Here is a 17,710-nt window from a genome sequence, read left to right on the forward strand (position 1 = left end):
CGCAAAAATTTTGCGCTGATTCTCTTTGCAATCGATCAAATTACGAGCGGTTGAGCGTGTCGCCAGGCTGCAGCTTTGGCGTTAGCTCAACGACGAGCCCTTCGTCGGCGTCTGGGTTGGTCACGCGGTCGGCGAGGATTTGCGCCGCACGGCGGCCAATCTCGCGGCGACAGGCGTCCATGGATGCCAATTTGCGCGGCAAACCATCCAACAGCTCAACGCCGTTAAAGCCAGCAATGCCGATGCGACCCGGAATGTCATAGCCTTGCTCGATGAGGTAGAGCAGACCACCAGCACCGATCATGTCGTTAGAAAAATACATGAAGTCGAGGTCAGGGCTGCGCTTGAGCATCTTTTCAGTCAGTTCGCGCCCTTTAGCCAGCGCCGATCCGCCCGAATAGAACTCCTGATCCGAGATTTCTATCCCAGCCTTGGCGAGCGTCTGGGTAAAGCCTTCGAACCGCTTACGAGCTCGGTGGTCGAGCGGCATCTTCGTCCCGATAAAGCCGATCTTGCGATAGCCGTTCTGGAGGATCGACTCCGCCATTTTCCGACCGGCGCGGCGATGGGAAATGCCGACGCAGGCATCAACAGGGTGGCCGTCGACATCCATGATCTCTACCACTGGGCAGCCAGCCTGACGGAGCATTGCGCGCGACGCATCAGAATGCTCAAGGCCTGCGATGATCACGCCCGATGGACGCCACGACAGCATCTCAAACAGGACCTTCTCTTCTTTTTCGGGAAGGTAGTCCGTCACGCCCACAACAGGTTGAAGGTCGGTGTCGGCCAAAATCTCTGAAACGCCAGACAGCACTTCGGGGAAAACCATGTTCCCAAGGCTGGGGATGATTACCGCCACTAGGTTCACACGTTGCGACGCCAGTGCGCCTGCGATTTTGTTCGGAACGTACCCGAGAGACTTTGCAGCATCCTGTACCCGTTTGCGGGTCGCATCGCTCACGTCCCCCTTATTGCGTAAAACGCGGCTGACGGTCATTTCGCTGACGCCAGATGCCTCGGACACGTCGCGAAGTGTAAGGGGGCGTTTGCTAGGAGCTTTCACGGCATTCGTCCTGTAACAGATTTATTACTCTGCATTTATCCACACATTCATCGCTAGTCCAAGCCCGAACGATTGACGCCCGAAACAAAGGGAGGCATTCAAGGCAGCGATGGCCCCGTGGCTCAACTGGATAGAGCAGCCCCCTCCTAAGGGGCAGGTTACAGGTTCAAGTCCTGTCGGGGTCACCAATTTTATCATTATATATCAATAATTTATGTCTTTTTGACTTTCTGTATTTTGACCCAAAGTAGTCAAAATAGCCATAGTCAAAACATATACAAAAATCAGTGTAAAATCGACCATCTTTTTGATATCATGTCACAAATTCAGTGTGTGATGTGAGGTGCAGAAATGGCTATCGATCGGGACTATGAGGACCTCAGGGGTGATGGTCGGATCGTCTTGTTTCTGCGGGAAGGCAAGAAGCCGAAGTATCACGTTCGACTCAAAGTCCCCAATGCTTCAGGCTACAAGTTTGTTTCGACCAAGACTTCAGATCGGAATGAAGCCGTCAGATTGGCGATGAACTTCTACGATGAGCTGTATCACCACATCAAAGTCGGTGGCTCGATCAAATCCAACACCTTCGCTGATGTGTTTAAGGAGTGGAAAAACTCTCGCCGCAACGCTTATCAGAAGGTTGAGACCAAGGATCGGTCTGTCGAGTATGTTGCGACTTATGCTCTCGATTACTTTGGCAAGATGAGAATCGATCAGCTCACAGCCAAGGATTTCCATGCCTATTGGGATTGGCGAAAGCTCAACTTCAAACGCAAGAAGCCGACTGACGACACGTTGAACCGTGAGCGGAATGCGATCCAAAGCTTGATGAAGTTCGCTTTACAGAGAGGTCACGTCACCAAGCCTTTCAAGATCCCCAAGATTGAGACGAAAGGTATCAATCGACGTCCTACCTTTACCCTTGCCGAATGGAAGAAGATCACGATTGGAATGAGAGCCTGGGTCGAGGAAGGTCGTTCCAACGGTCATTGGCGAGAGCGGTTCGTCCTTCAGCAGTATGTGCTGCTCTTAAGTAACAGCGGCATCCGAATCGGTGAGATGAGGACTGTCACTTGGGATGATGTCTCAACGATTGAGGTTGAGGCTGGGCGCCTCGTGATCATCAAGGTGAATGGCAAGACTGGCTTAAGAGAAGTTGTCTGCAATCCAGGATGTGAGGTCTTCCTCAGGCGTATGTATGACCTGCGCCGCTCTGATCTCGATGGCGGTGATCCACCCCTCAACGAGCCGGTATTCATCAATCACAACTCAGGAAAGCCGATTGGGTCGTTCAAGGTCGGGTTCAATTCGATGCTTAATTACTGCGAAGTGCCGATTACTAAAGACGGGATGAACAGGACGCCTTATTCCCTGCGCCACTTCTATGGGACGCAACGGCTTCGTGGAAACATCAATCCATATATCTTGGCAAAGAATATGGGCACGTCAGTCGAGATGATTGAAAAATTCTACGGGCACATTTTGACGCCGGACATAGTGTCTTCAATCAAGAAAACCACCAATCAAAATACGACCACCAAAGCCAATAACAAATATCCCTTTTAGGCGATTCAGTGTATGACCTTTAATGCAAGTAAAGGTTTTACATGGCGATCTTATAGTCGAAACGACCATGAGGAAGCTTTAAGTGCTCTCTTCTTTGCGCCATACGGCAACATGTATGAAGATTACCAAAAGCGATAGGTGACTGAAAATCTTCAACCCTGTCGAGCACGCTCGGTCGCAAGTCGATCAGATCGAACGGTTCTACGCACGGATCTTACGTCTCTTGAGGGTGTTGGCGAAGAACCTACAAACCTGTGTATTATAGAGGGAATTTATACACTATGCATCTGCAAAGAGCTATTGAAATTGCTGTCGAAGCCCATCGTGGAATGACTGATAAAGGGGGAAATCCCTATATCTTGCATCCATTGAGGGTAATGCTTTCTCTATGTAGTGAAGAAGAAAGGATTGTGGGCGTACTTCACGATGTAGTTGAAGATTGTGATGGCTGGAATATTGAAAGATTAAGAGCTGAGGGATTTTCAGAAAAAATTTTGAAAGCCCTGCAATCTGTAACAAAATCAGATGAAGATCAAAATTACGAAGACTTTATAGAACGTGCCGCTCAAAATCAGTTAGGGAGACAAGTTAAGATAGCAGATATTCTGGATAATCTTGATGTGACGAGGATAAAAAATATCACGATGGAGGATGTCAAAAGATTGAACAAATATAAAGACGCTTTGTCCATGCTTAGAAAATATTAAGAACTATGGGCGATATCGAAAAATGTTAAAGCAAGAAGAAGCCTTTGAAGTCTTTTCTAATTCTTGGGAAATTGACGGAAGCGTTCACACGAGATCTGTCAGAATTTACTACACGAAGGAATGGGATATTCAAATCGAGGAATATTTAACTGGTGATAATCTTGAACAAATTTACGGTGATTGGGATCATGAAGAATTTGTTATAATTAAAAGAATTGATGCGCCTATGCTGATGATTTTACTTTTTAAACACGCATTCAATCAAAGTGAGCCCTTAAGTTTGTCAAGCTTGAAAGTGTTGTTCCGAGAAAATGGATTGAATTTTGATAATCAAATGTGGAGCTAAAATTCATTTATTCGGTTTTTATAAAAAAATTTAAATATGCGATCATGGCTCCGCCGAAAAAATGGCGAATGGTTTACAAAGATTTGGTGATCAATTTATAATCACAACGTCATTTGTATATTTGACTCATTTCGGACCCGAAATGGATTGAGCTAAGTGTAAAACTTTTGTTTACAGGTGCTTAGCCTATGATATCTTATTTTTGAGGTCATTTACCTCAGATATTTATTAATAAAAATGGAGAATAAAATGAAAGTCGATATAAACGGAAAGATAAAGGATTGCCTATCAACTCTAGATAAGGAATTTGGCGTCAATATCAATTGTACATACAAAAGGGAAAAAAATAAAAGAGTGACCTATGGTACGCTTGAAACTATGTTAAAAGTGGAAAAAATAGAAGAAATATGCGAAAGGTTTTCGGGGATGCAAGTATTTCCAACTTGCCTTCCCTATAATATTCATGAAATTATACTAACCTGTCCTGAGGGTGATATTATTCAGCGATTACAGTTTTTCCCTGAACCAAACGAGGAGAGGATCAAGTTTTCAGGATACAAAGGCGAATGCGAACTTATAATTGCTATCCTTCAAGATCAAGTTGCCCCAGATATTTGCAGCACCCAAGAAGCACTTTATTATGATCTTCTTTGTGAAAATATATAAAATATCTTCACCCGTATAGATTATCTCATATAAATAAACATGTCCAACCGGACAATAACATATTGGATGTCAAACCTCGTGGGGAAACCCTGATGAGTAACGGCGGTACTTGATTGGAACGTCGGTGCAGATTGAGTTAGGACCCGCCAAGATTTATCTTGGTTTCAAGGCAGCAAAGGCGAATGGGCTGAATAAAAATTATCGTCACGATGAAGGCTCTGCCACACTGCAACCTTCGATGACCGATCAAAGTCGTTCCGTTGGCTGATCGGTTATGCCGCTGGTTTGAAGCGGAGCATAAAAGGAGACCGGCTAACCGCCCTTACCCATAGCATGATGGGTTGCTCTAACGGAATGTGGACAGAGGCGAAGACACAAGCCCTTGGACATACCTCACCTCTCGGAAGGTGAAGTGTGTTCAAAACAAATCCACAATAATAAATTAAAATAAAATATCTAAAGTCAATGACCCGAAGGGTCATTGATCCCGAAGGGATAGATTAAAGAAAACATAAATATTTACATGATTTATTAATCAAGGAGATCAATATGAAACAAGAAATATTTCTTATGAACTTTAGGATCCCATCAGGGCTCAAGATGCAATTTGAAGAAACTTGTTATCAGCTTAGGACCAATATGACGGCTGAAATGAATAGGATGATACGAGACTTCGTTAAGAACTCACGAGAAGACCTATATGAGCCGGTAAACTGGTTTTATAGTGCAAAGGATTTTTATGATGATGAATGATCAAGCCACCATCAAGACCAAACATGAGCTCATTAGAAGCCTTTACAAACAACGAGTAACCCAGATCGAAGTTATTGAGCCTTATGACCAATCAAGGGCTGACGATGTTACAAAGATGGCGAAGGCTATGTCTTATCGATCAGGTCGGGTGACAGTAATCCTGTTGAGGACGACATGAAGGGCTTCAAGGCATTTCTTGCAGAGCAACAGGCTCTGGAAGAAGGAGTCGTCAAGAAGGGGGCTGTTGCGGCTTATGCCTTGCAAGGTAGGAACCATGGCAACAATGCTGTTCGATCTTATAATAAAGCCAAGCAAACCTTGAGGACTGCCACCAATGCAAAGAGCTCCGACGCCAAGGTCGATGCTCTTACTCGGGCGTTTATTGATCTGCTTGACGGTTTAGTTTCCCAAAGGTATCAGGTCGGCTCTGTTTCAGCACAAATTACTACAGCTATTGCTTTATCGAAGAATTAGTCTTGATATGTAATTCTCTTAATACTTTTGTCGTAAGATTTGTTGTTATGCGTGCCAGTTCTGCTCCAGTGATGGCGGTATTCTTTAGATGCTCTAATCTGTGATCCAGATCTTCGTTTAGGTTTTTACGTGTGATTGTCACAAAACCATGGGCTGCAATGTTTCTCTCAGGTACCCATTCATTCAATTTTTTTCTGAGGCTTTTGAATTCGTCACCTAGATCAATACTTCTGCTTTTCATTTCAACTTGTAAAAGTTCAAGCGCAAGTCCGATACTAGTATGCACGTAATGCTCGGGTTCTTCCCTTCGTAGAAACTGAACCAACGCCTGAATACGATCTGTTATTAGACTATCAGCAATGGCGATGACTTCAAAAAAGCTCTCACTTTTAATACCATCTTCAATTCGATCAAATGCCACCTTGTAAAGTTTGAAACGTAATGAATTTTGCGGACTTCCTGCCTCACCTCGTGCACGGACTTTCGGGCTTTCTATGCCTTTAAGAAGGTCTTGGTATTTATCTTTGTCAGTCATTTTTTCTTATCCCATTTCTGATCCGAAATATCCTCACTTGATTTTCTCTCGGCGCATTTTGAACTGATCGGTTTCATATTTATTTTTTGATGCGTTATAGTCTTTTACGTATATTGGTGTGTTATCTCGGAAAGGTCGGTAGTCTACTTCATGATGCCACCGCCCATATTTCCAGACGGTTCTTGCTACATCAGGATGAGCCATCTCAAGCATCTTGGACTTATTGTAAGTCCCCTCTGAAGAATAGAACTCTGCTGTGTTACCACCACCTAGCTTCTGGGTAGGCGATTTTCCTTGAAGCAGATTGTAAAATTGCATTGTGCAGTAACCATCCTTCAGAACATCCAAACTTAAAATGGTGTCTTCGTTATAACGTCCTCTCCATCGATGCGGGCAGGAATTCTCAATTAGTAAAGACGAATAAATCCGGGTGTTGAGGATGAATGGTGGAAACGCTCCCTTTTCAGGTGCGAAAAAGTCGTACACCAGTCCAGAGATAGGAACGTTTTCAAAGCGATCAACAAACTCTTCAATAACTCGGAACATCCCTCCATCAGCGATAGGTAGCCGACGATGTCGGTGCAGTCGACTAAACTCAACTATATTGTCGTCGAATACCCAATGCCTTTTGAAGCCATGTTCTACAGAATGATCCCAGCACCAGTTTCTTGCTCGACCTGGACCATCACCATGGTTAGAAAATGGTAGAACAAGGATTTTCTTTTCGTCTATGACACAAGCATACTCATCATAATCCTGTGGTTCGATAGCGATGAAGTATGGGATACTGGTTCTCTCAAAAAAACGAGCAGTAAGGCGACTGTCACCTCGACCCTTTGAAATGATATACATTGGATACTTTGGGTTCTTGTTGCCCCATTCTGAAACCCAGTGGTATTTGTAAACCTTTGGCTTTGTCGGCGGATAGGTCATAAATGCCTGACCGACACTCAATCTTTGCTTAACCCGTCGACAAAATTCTAGGAAGTCATGTTCGGTGTTAAATGTGACTTTGAAAGATATGTAATGGATCCAACCATCTTGCATAAACTCAAGTGTGTTGGTCCAGAGCTTTGATTCGATACGATTCTTATGAGTTGCTCGCTTTTTAAAGGGATCAGACCGTCTCTCTGTGTAAATCCCTGACCTTGAGGTGTTTGGTGTTGCAACAAAGGTGAATGCTCTGACATCACTGCACAGGTCCATCCCAATTGCCTCAGCAAACTTCTCAGTGCCGCCAAGGGTCCAAGTGTTGACCTTCATGGTGAAAGGGTAGTCGGGAAGCTTTGTGCTTGGCTTATCGGGTTTTGAGCCATCTACCGTTGATGGCATTAGTCCAGCCAAAGATTGGTAGGTATGAGACTCCTGAACTTCTGGCTTCTTAACCATAGTTAAACGTACCGTCCCGATGTATCCTTGCGACCTTTCACGGCGTTTCGAGTGACATCGTAGTATTCCTTACGCTTGAAGTACATTTTCGTAAGGTCATCCATTTTACTCTCAAACCGGAACTGAGCACTATTGCCTTCGCCAAAGTGCGCTGAAACCAATTGAAGGAACTGTTCAACTTGCTCCAAGTCTAGGCAGCCAATCTTGTCACCCGTCTTGCGATCAAAGTCGAGTAGTTCACCGGAACAGTAAATTGTCAGTAGAGGTAACGTCCTCTTATCAGTGCGTTTTGCCTTCGGAGGAGGAGGGTTTTCCCATTTTTGGCGCCAAGTCCGCACTGTCTGTTCGGTCACTCTTGGACCGATCAGTGCTGGTTTCTTTGTTTTCCAGTCGAACTTTGGTTCATCGATTGTTTTCCTCGATGCCGTAAATTGCAGGCAGAGTTTGAATGTTTCTTCACTTGCTTTCAAGATCATCGATATTTCGTAGAGAGCGCCCACCGATACAGGCAATTGGTTGAGATACTTTTCGGGGTCACTCGTTTCGGATGCAACATAACTGATCACATCCCCAGCTGATGCATATTTGGTGAAATTTGCGATTGAGCCAAACAGCTTCTTCATTCCTGCCTTGTCGTACCACTTTAGGAATTCGTCGGTATATTTCTGCGCATTTTCATCAAGATATTTGCGCCTAATGCCGCTGCTGAGAACATAAAGCCTAAAGCGATTTCGGCGGTCGGTATGGAAATGACTTTTGAGTTCAGCTTCCAGCTTTGATGAGATGGTGACCTGATTGTCACCCGGAATTGAAAAGTCCGAAAGGTTGAACGTCATCTTTGAAACCTCCACTGGGTTGGACTGTACGGTTTTTTTGACAGACCCAAATTTATTGGTCGCAGCTTTTAATGGTACTTGTGATTGCTTGAACGCTTTCGACCAATACGTTCTAACCTTGCCATAGTTTCGGAAGCCACCCGGTACCCTGTTACCTTCGGCATCCAGAAGTACTTTGAAAAAATCGGGGAGAAGTTCTTGAATTCGTTGATGGTCTCGCCAAACTTCATCATGGGTCGCACTGTCCCATAAGCTCTGCTGCAAATCCTTGCCGAGGCTTTTGTTTTCGAAACAGAATTCTTGACTGACCCGATTACCAAAACCTCGTGTAAGCAAGCTAAGAAAGAACAGAGTATCTTCGCCGTACTTTACTTCAGTAAGTGGTAAATCGTCGAGAACATCTGAAAAATCAGATCCGTTTACCCATATAGCACTACTCAGAGATGCGTTGTTTCGGTATGCTTGGGTTGCGGGAATATTTTGGACTTGGCTTGCTCCGCAAAGGGTTACGTTTTTTTCATCAAGCCACTGCGAAAATAGCTCAAACATCTCTGTGAGGTCGTCGTCTGTTGCTTGTCGAGACGATGTTGCCATATTGCTATTGCCGGTGAAGCGCTTTGAATTTCGTCGCTTGAATACTATGTCGTCGTCAAGAACAGCATATTTTTCATTTCGTGCTGTTCGGTAGATATGTGCTCGTGTTTTTGCCAGACAAAGACGATCGCCAAGATTGATTTCAGACGGTAGGACCAAATAGTCGCAATCATAATTGTAGTTATTTTGTTCCCATTCTTGAACTACAAGAGTCACCCGTTTTTGAAGGTGCGGCGGTAGATGCTCGTAAGTAATTTGCTGTTTCGGGCGGTTAACTGTGGGGATGAATATCCGTTCCATTCTTTACGACCCTCTTGGCTTGTAAGTTACTTTGCCTCGGCGCTCGATGTTCTGACAACCCTGTCATTTACCGTGGTAAAGTTCGCTCAGAGGTCTCCAGACACTGATGCACTAAGATCCATTTGATAACCAGTTGGCTTAAGCCGTTGCTCTGCCACAAAACTTTTTAAGCACTTCTCCGTGTTCGATTTAGACTGATTTTATTATTATGAATCAGTGACATAACATCATCAGAGGTGCGTGATGGCTTTAGGAAAACAAGCAAAAACTCTTACCAAGGGTCAGGTAGACTCTTTAACAGCTTTTCTTCTGACACGACGGCACGGGCTTCGGGATCAAACGGTTTTTCTGCTTTCGGTTCGTGCAGGGCTGAGGGCAAAGGAGATCGCCAACCTCAGGTGGGCGATGGTTCTTGGGGCTGACGGGGAGGTGGGAGACTCGATCCATCTGACGGACGAGGCATCGAAGGGGAAATCAGGTCGGATTGTACCTTTGAACAAGCAACTTCGTGGAAACCTCATCCAAATGTTGGATGTCGCCAGACAACAAAGGCATTTCGGATCCGAAACGGCTTATGTGGTGACAACCGAGCGATCGAAGCACACGTCACCGCAGGCTGTCGTGAATATGTTTAAGCGCTGGTATAATGATATTGGGCTACTGGGTTGCTCATCACATTCCGGTCGCCGTACATTCATCACAAATTCTGCTCGAAAAATCAGCACAGTAGGTGGATCATTGCGGGATGTTCAGATGCTGGCTGGGCACTCGTCTTTGGCTGTTACACAGCGGTATATTGAAGGTGATAGCGATGCGAGGCGGAAGATCGTGGACTTAATATGATATATAGGTTTGGTCGACTGGCGACTTGATGTCGGCCAATCAATTAAAAATTGTATTAATAACGAATTGAGTAGCCGGTCTTGTATATTAATTCCTTTGATGCAACAATATTTAGATGGCGTCAGAGGAACCAAAATTACAGAAACGTGCAGGTAAAGCTGCGTATTCTGGGCGGCGTCGTCCGTCGACGAGAATGTCTGGTTTTAAGAGCCATTCAGAAGCTACTGGGGGAAGTCTTCGAAGGCTGCCATCAAAGGTTTATCGAGCTTCACCACAATCTCCTCTGAACATAGATTTCATTCTCCCTGAGATTGCATCTGGTCACTTTTCGGGCTTTGGATTTTATTATCGATCCGATGTAACCGTTTCTCTGCAAAGCAACAGGGAGTGGTTCAGTTCACGCTTCCACACTAATTACGAAGATCCATTATCCGTTAATAAATGTGGGTTCATATGGCAGGCAGAAGAACCTAATGACTTCCGCATAACGCTTACGCCAAGTAGGGCTACGGATATTGAAATATTTAATGCTGAGTGTGGTGAGGTTTGGCACGATTTTTTCGAAGGAGCTCGAGACAACGTATTAAAGAACATTCATACCTTTGCTCCCGAAGCTAATTTCTACACAAGGTTTGGTGAAGTGGTAATTGGCGCCACTGCACATGAAAAACCTTTCTCAGTAGTCGTGAAAGAATGTAATCGCTGCGCTCGATTCCTCCCAATCAACTTACCTGCCGAACGACATACATTATCGTTCTCAAATCACTGTGTTGCGAAGCGGCCTTGTCGCCACAAGGGCTTTGGAATTGTTAATGATTTAGACAAGGGGGTATTTGTGGAGCTTGAATATGGCTTCCAACTTGAGTGCCGATTTTGTAAGAAATTTGTAGTAAATGCCGCCTTAAATCCTCAACGTTCTGCTGATCAAATGAAAGAGGATAGCCAGAGACGCCGCTACTTTGAGCTCATGATTGCGGAAATGTCTGGGGTGTCAGAGCAGTTAGCATTTCGGCACAAGACTGGAGTCGAACTTGCATCATTCATTTGGGAGAAATTCGGGAAGAAATGTTTCAAATGTGGTGACCGTTTGAGAACAGCAAGAGAGATGCACCTAGATCACACACGGCCACTGGCATTGCTTTGGCCACTCGATGAAACGGCGACAGCACTTTGCGGTAGTTGCAATTCTACCAAACGAGATCGTCAACCTAAAGATTTTTATAGTCAAACAGAGCTTGTTGAGCTGAGTAAATTCACTGGGATTCCACTTCCAGAGCTGCTCAAGCCGTTACCCAACATCAACGTGCTGAAGGCACTAATTGAACGTTGTGATTGGCTCGTCGATGACTTCTTAAACCAAGATTTCCTCAAGAAGGAAAAAGATGGAAAAACTTCTGCTGAACTCATTTGCAAGTCGCTTGATAGGGTACTCAAGATTTCTGAGTTGGACTTTGGTGATTTTAGTTTCTCTAAGAAATGGAACGATCATTTCTTGGCGTAAACCAGGTATTGATGCTCCACCGTACCACCTTTGTCCTTGATCCCATGCTTTTCGGAAGATCCCACACACTCTGAGAATACATCAACCATTTCAAAATCATTAAATTTCAATAGTTGTAGCTTTTCTGACATGTCTACCGCCTTGTTCTTACCGACATGCAAAACAACGGGACCACCGCTTTTTAAGACACGCCCAAAACTTTTAAAGATGTCCTCGTAAACGATCAATGATTTGTCCTTATTCCCCTCAATGAATTGAGCGCTTGCATTGTCAAAGTCTGTTAGTGACCAGCCACAAAACCAAAAACGCATCCAATTGGTCATGTAGAACCGTGTCGATGAAGCAAACGGTGGAGAAGTAATGATGACATCGATAGAGCCATCGGCCAATTGAGACAGATCTCGAACGTCAGATTGGATAGATATGCTTTGCGGCGTCAGTGGTAAGCTCTCTTTTGCCGCAAGAGCAGAGTGCACTTTTGTTCTTAAGTGTGTTGAAACATTCTTGTAAACATAGTCTCCTGTTGGAGCGTAAGGGGTCAAGGGATGACTATTGCGGGATAAGGCGTATGGCCTATTCCCATGCAAGATATGAAGCATAGCTGAAAATACCAAACACCAATTGGGATCACCGAGATCTTTGGTTTTTGCAAAAAAGTCACGGGCCTTCAAAACCTCTTGAAAGGTGTTCGGTTCAAAATACTCTGCAATTGTCTTATTGAAACGAATATTTGCAGTATCTTCAATTGTCTTTGGCTCAACTGATCGAGTTGACACCCACACAATTAGAGCATCAATCAATGAGTCACACGCCATTCTATTTGTATTGCCGATTTTCGCATTTGACATGGCTACTGCCATGTCGCTCAAGTCATTGGAAACTGCACATCTGCCAGATATGGCTGCCTCTAAAGGCACAGTGCCTGATCCTGAAAATGGATCAAAGACGGTCTGCCCTCGCTTAGAGAATACCTGTACCAATTGATGGGCCAAGGCAGGTTTTAGTTTACCCTGATACGAGCACAGTGAATGAAGGGGTGTCCCCCAGTTTCGCTTAGAGAAAGCTCCCTTTTTATGCGGTAGCTCTTTCTTAAATTGGCTCCAAAGCTTTTGATCCATCCTACTTCCTGAATATCAGCAGTCGCTGGCTTAGCGCTGCGCCACGATTAGAGTGACGCTTCCTTAATATAACTTCATCTTCAAGCGTCAGCCCCACATTCCCAAAAACAGCGCTGAGAATTTCGTGTGTAGGGACATGGATCCCGCCATACACGCTGTCCCCAATGTCGATGCACACAGGTGCCCCATCTTGAACTTGTGCAAAAATGCCTTCAGCGACGAGCTTCATATGCTCAAAGTAGCCTGCAATCATCCTGGGGATGCGGGCATCATAGCAACTGTTAGAGACAGCATCGACAATCTCTTTAGCTTCGTCGACGATGAGCAAGCCAGATGTCTTGGAAACATCGTTGATCGCCGAAGTTACAACTGCTTTCCGAAATTCGCCTAGGTCAGACTTTTTTGATAAGTAGCCTAAGTACCACAGTTCTAGTTTCATGTTACGGATATAGTTCGTTCCATTTAGATAGGGTGGGCTGGTAATCACACCGTCATATTTGGCAGCGTTACCCAAGACTAGATTCTTAGCGTTGCTTCCTAAGAGCTTAATCTCAGGAGCTTTCAGTTGGGCTACTGAGTTAAGGTCATTTTCAAATAAGGAAAGTTTATCAATTACAAGATCCGATATACTCCGAATTGGTTTTTGAAGCTCTTTCTCGGTTTTAAACCGAACGTCACCTGCCCTACGAAGTAAGGATGCTTCAAGCAGGCTACATGCGACAGCCATGCGAAAGAATGAATTTAAGAGGGTGTCTGATACTATACTGCTTTCTATCGATTTAAGTGATAATACTTCGTCGAATGCGTCGCTTCGAAAATATTGTGCAGTCCCAAAGACAGCTAAATAACTTACTCTTAGCGCTTCATGAGTCCGCTCTCTTTCCCCCACCGAAACCCGCATTTTTAGATTTCTTAGACCTTTGATTGCTTCATCACGTTGGGCTGGTGACATCTTTAGGCAAGCAGCTTTCAAAGTGACTAATTCAACTAGAAAAGGATTAACCTCAGTATATCCGCACGAAATACCGAGCTGAGCCAATGCAATAGGGGTCGTCCCGACGCCACAAAATGGTTCGAGAAGTGATTTTGGATTATTAAACTTGGCTTCAAGGATCTGTTTAACAAATTGCGAAGAATAGCCTTCAAGATACGGGAACCAGTCATGGAAAGGCTCGCCCCGTCCTCCTGAATGGGTAACATCTTTAGCCTGCACCTGTTTTAACCGGAAGCTGATTTCGTTGCGGTTCTGTGGGTCAATTTCACTCGACAAAGTCATCTCCTCTTTTGGCATTCTGCCAGGTGTCTTTGCTTCCATAGGCAGTCTAACATGGCGAACTTTTCAGCTATTAGAGGGGTTTTGACTAACCTTCCAGAATTCAAACCAAACATTGAGGCAAAATCATAGATGTCACATCTACATGTATTACTTTTTGGTTTATTTTATGGCTAAACTAGTAGGTAAGTACACAGCAACCTGTGCGTTGATGGGGGTCACTTGGATGCAGTAACGATACTTTCAGAATAGCTAACAATGACTGCAGACGATCAGTATCCAGATGACTTTCTATACAATACATATACATATTCCAAGACCAATTATAAAATATTGATATTAAAGAAAATTATCTGAAGGCTTTTTCCTCCTAAGGGGCAGGTTACAGGTTCAAGTCCTGTCGGGGTCACCAAATTCCCATTTTTCACACAACCTAAGCGATACAAATGTGTACGGGTGCTTTGGTGATTTTGCTCCACTATGAAGCAGCAAAGTCTCTGTATTTTAGGAATTAATCAAAATATTAACAAATGCAGGACATTCGCGGAAAGATTGAATAGAGTCGTCGCGTGGGGCAAATTTTGACGAGGACACGGGGCAATGACGAGAGCGGCGCCACTAGATGAAATGATTGAATTTGCGATGGAGGAACTCCTGTCGGGGAACGAGGATCGCAAACGTGCCATGGTGCGCAAAATGGCCGAACGTTGGCCAGATCAACCCGCTTTGGCGCTTGTATATGCGGTCACCTCTGCAACTGAAGCGATTGAAGATAGTTTTGGCGAGGCGGCTGCCTCTGATCCTGTGATCCCATTGGGCTATCGTCTATCCGCTTTGATTTCGGCGGATGTACATGCCGTCCAGTCGATGGGGCAGATCCCTTCTGTTGCCGAGGACCTTTTGCATTTCTGGCGTCGGGTTGATCCGAATTTCCTGCGGATACAGTAAGTTTCTGAATTGTAACTAGTTGATTGAGCTGAGAATCGTTAAGAAATGGTAAAGCCTTGGGGGCTAGGTGGGTATGAACGGTTCAGAGTTAGATCATATGATTGAGTTCGCCATCGGCGAATTGGCGGCTGGTGATCCAGAGCGGATCAGGGGCGTCGTGCGGCACATTTCGCAACGGTGGCCCGAGCAAAAAGCGCTGATGATATGTTTTGCCCTCACCTCGGCCGCTGCACAAATCGAAGACGTGTTTAAGGATGGCCGCGCTGCACGCGGCCCTCAGATTGCCTACAAAATGGCGGCATTAGTCGCGGGCGACGTTCTGGCAGCAGAGGCCATGGGCATATCGCCCGTGAAAGGGCGTGACCTGATGCATTACTGGCGCCGTGCCGATCCCTACTTCTTGAGCTGACGATCACACCATCCGTATGACGTCTTTATCGATGGCGAGCATATAGCCGCGCCGCGCGATGTTTTTGACCAGTAGTTCACTGACCATCTGGTTGCCCAAGGTGTCGCGCAGGCGTTTGATGCGGGTCGCGCCTGCCGCCTCGTCACAGTCTGCGGCGTTTCGGCCAGAAATAACGGCCTCGATTTCTGCGCCCGAAAGCACATCGTCGTCCATGCGTGCTTCGGCAAGCACAGAGAGCGTTTCGATCGCAGCTTCAGTGAGTTTGAATTCAAAGTTATTCAGATAGACGGTATTTTGATCGCGGCTGATCAGCAACGAATTCACTTCGATCCCCTTGCGTTCAATCTGTCCCATGCGTCGATTGAACTGAACAAGCATGACCAGGAAAGTGATCGCTGCGATCAGCAGGGCGGTCGCAAAAACCAGCAGAACGTAAATCAGCACCTGATAGGATGCGATTGTATCGGAAAATGCCGTGCCCGACTGGGCAAGGATTTCCAGAAGTTTCAATTCGGCCTGTGAAGTGAAACTGTCATTCTCAACAAAGATCTGTTCGACCCGTGCGTTGAACGCATTTGCGTCGGGCAGGTTCGCGAACATCACCGCTGCGGTGATCAATAGGATCAGCACCACAGCGGCGATGCCGCCGAGAACGAATTTGTTGCCTGTCGCGCGTGTCTCAGAAGCGGAGATAGAATTCACCTGCACTGTCCCGTCGTTGTTCGAGCCCGGTTTCGTCAAATACATCCATGACGTTCAATAATACCCAGCCCGCAGTTTCAAGACGGGGTGAGAGTTCTGCCTCGGCTTGCGCGGCAGTGCATGGCCCGTCGATGCGAGCGACCCCGTATTGCAGACGCAATGGGGAATCCTGTTTGGCCTTATAGTCTGCGTAGCAGTCCGCCTGCGCAGCCGACGCCATCAGGAAAAGAATGAAGGATATCGCGTGTTTCATGATGTGATCAGAACACCAGAAGGTGCGGCGCTATTCAATAACCGAATGAGTGTGAGGGTGTGTTATCGAATGGCTCAGCACTGATATTGAGCAACACACGGTGACGAACCCATCGTCCTTTCATCACGGCGCACCATCGCGTCAGACGAAGAAAGGACACACTATGTTCAAGACAGTAACCGCGGGATTGACCGCACTTTCTCTGGCGCTTTCGGTGCCCACCACAGCCCAAGCTGGCAATGACGATGTCGCTAAGGCGCTCGCAGGATTGGCCTTGATCGCCATTGTCGGTGCGGCTCTTTCTGACAACAATGGACGAGCGCAAGTTCAGGTCACGCCGCCGCAAACCTACCCAAATCGCAGGGAAGGTGTTCGAGGTCACGATGATCATCGTCGTGACAATTGGGGTCATAATGCCCGCCGTGTCGCGCCCCTGCCCGAAGCATGCAGCATCGAACTGAGCCGCCATGGCGAAACACGAGAGTTGTATAACAGCCGCTGTCTGCGCCGGACCTACGCCAACTTCGACGCGCTCCCGAGCGATTGTCAGACGACTTATCGTCAGAATGGGCACACGCGAAATGGCTTCAATGCGTCGTGTCTCCGCCAATACGGTTTCCGAACAGAGCGCCGCTAAAAGGGTCGAGCAGCAGGCACCAAAGGTGCTGAGGGCGGGGCGAGGGTTGGACAATTACCCTCGCCCCGTTTTAGGTGGAGCAATGACAAAGATTGCTCCTGATTTCTCATTTGAACGCGCCGCGATGGATCGTGGTTATCTTCGTGTCGCGGGTGTGGACGAGGTAGGTCGCGGGCCTTTGTGTGGTCCTGTGACAGCCTGTGCTGTCGTGCTTGATCCCGCACAGGTGCCCGACGGTCTGAATGATTCTAAACAACTGACCCCGAAAAAACGCGCCATGTTGCTAGAGGCGCTCTTGGACGTGGCGGATGTTTCGATCGCACATGCATCAGTGGAAGAGGTGGATAGTCTCAACATATATCACGCCACGCATTTGGCGATGTGTCGTGCTCTCGATGGACTGTCTGTTCCTGCTGACTACGCGTTGATCGACGGCAATAAGATTCCCCAAAATATCCAGATTCCAGCCGAAGCTATCGTGAAGGGAGATGCCCGTTCCGTCTCGATCGCTGCCGCCTCAATTGCGGCAAAAATGTGTCGAGACCAAATTATGGTGGACTTAGCGCAACAGTTTCCGGGCTACGGATGGGAGCGAAATGCGGGCTATGGGACGAAAGAACACCTCGAAGCACTCGTAAAAAAAGGGGTTACACCACATCATAGGCGATCGTTTAAACCCGTGCACAACATCTTGTATCAAGAATAAAACTTAAAGGCTTGATTCAAAAAACTTTTTGACACCGCCCCCCCTCTGACTCATCTTAAGGCCAACCATAGAGCGGAAAAATCCGCCG

General features: G+C 46.1%; 19 protein-coding genes and 1 tRNA gene. 12 read left to right on the plus strand and 8 right to left on the minus strand.

Translation table 11 applies throughout. The features are described 5' to 3' along the window. Nucleotides 1–40 precede the first annotated feature (40 nt). Nucleotides 41–1,066, minus strand: a complete 1,026-nt coding sequence (locus tag QWY83_RS00850) for a LacI family DNA-binding transcriptional regulator (protein WP_067552753.1) — start codon at nt 1,064–1,066, stop codon at nt 41–43. A gap of 111 nt (nt 1,067–1,177) precedes the next feature. Here QWY83_RS00850 and QWY83_RS00855 point away from each other — a divergent pair. The 6 genes from QWY83_RS00855 to QWY83_RS00880 all read left to right on the plus strand — a co-directional run bounded on the left by QWY83_RS00855 (nt 1,178) and on the right by QWY83_RS00880 (nt 5,578). Then, nucleotides 1,178–1,254: transfer RNA gene (locus QWY83_RS00855), tRNA-Arg, on the plus strand. 163 nt (nt 1,255–1,417) lie between these two features. After that, nucleotides 1,418–2,632 (plus strand): tyrosine-type recombinase/integrase, encoded by a 1,215-nt coding sequence (locus QWY83_RS00860; RefSeq protein WP_249946693.1) that lies wholly within the window; start codon nt 1,418–1,420, stop codon nt 2,630–2,632. A 281-nt stretch (nt 2,633–2,913) separates the two neighbouring features. Next, nucleotides 2,914–3,339, plus strand: coding sequence for an HD domain-containing protein (locus QWY83_RS00865; protein WP_249946694.1), 426 nt, complete (start codon nt 2,914–2,916; stop codon nt 3,337–3,339). Between the two features lie 22 nt (nt 3,340–3,361). Continuing rightward, nucleotides 3,362–3,685, plus strand: coding sequence for a hypothetical protein (locus QWY83_RS00870; RefSeq protein WP_249946695.1), 324 nt, complete (start codon nt 3,362–3,364; stop codon nt 3,683–3,685). A 249-nt stretch (nt 3,686–3,934) separates the two neighbouring features. After that, entirely contained in the window at nt 3,935–4,351 is a 417-nt protein-coding gene (locus QWY83_RS00875; protein ID WP_249946696.1) for a hypothetical protein, read from the plus strand. A gap of 927 nt (nt 4,352–5,278) precedes the next feature. After that, nucleotides 5,279–5,578, plus strand: a complete 300-nt coding sequence (locus tag QWY83_RS00880) for a hypothetical protein (protein WP_249946697.1) — start codon at nt 5,279–5,281, stop codon at nt 5,576–5,578. Here the strand turns inward: QWY83_RS00880 and QWY83_RS00885 are convergent. Genes QWY83_RS00885 through QWY83_RS00895 form a run of 3 tightly spaced genes read right to left on the minus strand, consistent with a single transcriptional unit; the run spans nt 5,556 to nt 9,232 of the window. Further along, nucleotides 5,556–6,113 (minus strand): hypothetical protein, encoded by a 558-nt coding sequence (locus tag QWY83_RS00885; protein ID WP_249946698.1) that lies wholly within the window; start codon nt 6,111–6,113, stop codon nt 5,556–5,558. The genes QWY83_RS00880 and QWY83_RS00885 overlap by 23 nt on opposite strands. A gap of 33 nt (nt 6,114–6,146) precedes the next feature. Then, nucleotides 6,147–7,502 (minus strand): GREB1-related protein, encoded by a 1,356-nt coding sequence (locus QWY83_RS00890; protein ID WP_249946699.1) that lies wholly within the window; start codon nt 7,500–7,502, stop codon nt 6,147–6,149. A gap of 2 nt (nt 7,503–7,504) precedes the next feature. Then, nucleotides 7,505–9,232 carry a GREB1-related protein gene (locus QWY83_RS00895; RefSeq protein WP_249946700.1) on the minus strand — a complete coding sequence of 576 codons (1,728 nt, stop codon included), beginning with the start codon at nt 9,230–9,232 and terminating at the stop codon, nt 7,505–7,507. Between the two features lie 243 nt (nt 9,233–9,475). Between QWY83_RS00895 and QWY83_RS00900 the strand changes: the two genes are divergently transcribed. Together QWY83_RS00900 and QWY83_RS00905 are read left to right on the plus strand one after the other, a co-directional pair. Beyond that, the gene (locus QWY83_RS00900; protein ID WP_249946701.1) at nt 9,476–10,075 is read left to right on the plus strand and encodes a tyrosine-type recombinase/integrase; all 600 of its coding nucleotides are present in this window, start codon (nt 9,476–9,478) and stop codon (nt 10,073–10,075) included. Between the two features lie 193 nt (nt 10,076–10,268). After that, a complete protein-coding gene (locus QWY83_RS00905) occupies nt 10,269–11,576 on the plus strand; it encodes an HNH endonuclease (RefSeq protein ID WP_249946702.1) in 1,308 nt (435 codons plus the stop codon). Here QWY83_RS00905 and QWY83_RS00910 read toward each other — a convergent pair. Further along, nucleotides 11,561–12,694, minus strand: coding sequence for a DNA methyltransferase (locus tag QWY83_RS00910; protein WP_249946703.1), 1,134 nt, complete (start codon nt 12,692–12,694; stop codon nt 11,561–11,563). The genes QWY83_RS00905 and QWY83_RS00910 overlap by 16 nt on opposite strands. A 1-nt stretch (nt 12,695) precedes the next feature. Then, complete coding sequence (locus tag QWY83_RS00915) at nt 12,696–14,009, minus strand: hypothetical protein (RefSeq protein WP_249946704.1); 1,314 nt, start codon at nt 14,007–14,009, stop codon at nt 12,696–12,698. Between the two features lie 558 nt (nt 14,010–14,567). Here QWY83_RS00915 and QWY83_RS00920 point away from each other — a divergent pair. Then, a complete protein-coding gene (locus QWY83_RS00920; protein ID WP_105236068.1) occupies nt 14,568–14,915 on the plus strand; it encodes a hypothetical protein in 348 nt (115 codons plus the stop codon). A 73-nt stretch (nt 14,916–14,988) separates the two neighbouring features. Next, the gene (locus QWY83_RS00925; protein ID WP_249946705.1) at nt 14,989–15,324 is read left to right on the plus strand and encodes a hypothetical protein; all 336 of its coding nucleotides are present in this window, start codon (nt 14,989–14,991) and stop codon (nt 15,322–15,324) included. Nucleotides 15,325–15,327: 3 nt separating this feature from the next. On the opposite strand, the gene QWY83_RS00930 is transcribed toward QWY83_RS00925, so the two are convergent. Further along, complete coding sequence (locus QWY83_RS00930; RefSeq protein WP_435404486.1) at nt 15,328–16,026, minus strand: winged helix-turn-helix domain-containing protein; 699 nt, start codon at nt 16,024–16,026, stop codon at nt 15,328–15,330. Further along, entirely contained in the window at nt 16,004–16,279 is a 276-nt protein-coding gene (locus QWY83_RS00935; protein ID WP_249946706.1) for a hypothetical protein, read from the minus strand. The genes QWY83_RS00930 and QWY83_RS00935 overlap by 23 nt, the downstream gene beginning before the upstream one ends. A 163-nt stretch (nt 16,280–16,442) precedes the next feature. Between QWY83_RS00935 and QWY83_RS00940 the strand changes: the two genes are divergently transcribed. Continuing rightward, nucleotides 16,443–16,916 carry a hypothetical protein gene (locus tag QWY83_RS00940; RefSeq protein WP_249946707.1) on the plus strand — a complete coding sequence of 158 codons (474 nt, stop codon included), beginning with the start codon at nt 16,443–16,445 and terminating at the stop codon, nt 16,914–16,916. An 82-nt stretch (nt 16,917–16,998) separates the two neighbouring features. After that, the gene (gene rnhB, locus QWY83_RS00945; protein ID WP_249946708.1) at nt 16,999–17,622 is read left to right on the plus strand and encodes a ribonuclease HII; all 624 of its coding nucleotides are present in this window, start codon (nt 16,999–17,001) and stop codon (nt 17,620–17,622) included. Nucleotides 17,623–17,710: the final 88 nt, after the last annotated feature.

The sequence above is a fragment of the Marivivens donghaensis genome (genome assembly GCF_030410045.1).
GTDB lineage: Bacteria > Pseudomonadota > Alphaproteobacteria > Rhodobacterales > Rhodobacteraceae > Marivivens > Marivivens donghaensis.